Source organism: Blastomonas sp. CCH1-A6, from assembly GCF_001556365.1.
Lineage (GTDB): Bacteria > Pseudomonadota > Alphaproteobacteria > Sphingomonadales > Sphingomonadaceae > Blastomonas > Blastomonas ursincola.
This window is the reverse complement of sequence record NZ_LSIS01000463.1, coordinates 1-521: the sequence shown is the minus strand read 5'-3', so window position 1 is coordinate 521 and position 521 is coordinate 1. Positions and strand designations below refer to the sequence as shown.

Annotated in this window: 1 protein-coding gene; it reads right to left on the bottom strand. The window is 69.1% G+C overall.

The genetic code is table 11. The features are described 5' to 3' along the window. Nucleotides 1-484, bottom strand: a 484-nt coding sequence (locus AX735_RS20625; protein ID WP_231750200.1) for an NTP transferase domain-containing protein, incomplete at its 3' end; no start/stop codon positions are given. Nucleotides 485-521 lie beyond the last annotated feature (37 nt).

Below are 521 nucleotides of genomic sequence, written 5' to 3'. Positions count from 1 at the left end.
ACACCGACGATAGCGGCGCGCTGCTCGATATCGCCGATGTCGCGCGCGAGTTCCACACCCGCTCGGCCAGCGCCAGCGAGGCGGCATCGTCGATATCGAGCAGCGCGCCGCTATCGTCGGTGTCCAGATAGGCGAGCGGCCTGTCCTTGAGCGCATCCCCTGCCCCGCGATCGCCAGAAAGCTGCATCAGATCGGGCAACGCTGAACGCACGAAGCAGACCGGATGGCCGGGCTTGCCATCGACCCTGGGCCGCGCGGCATAGCCCGAGCGCTGCGCTAGCCGCACCAGCTCGCCGCACAAGGCCACCGGCACCAGCGGCATGTCGCCGAGGAAAAGGAACGCCCCCTCGCCCTCGTCCGGTAGGCCGGCGATGCCGGCTCGGATCGAAGCGGACATGCCCTGCTGCCAGTCGGCGGCCTCCACCAGATGGCAGTCCAGCCCAGCGAGCGCATCGCCGATGGCACGACCGTGCTCGCCGACCACAATCCGCACCTCATCGAAACCCCCGGCTGTCACTGCC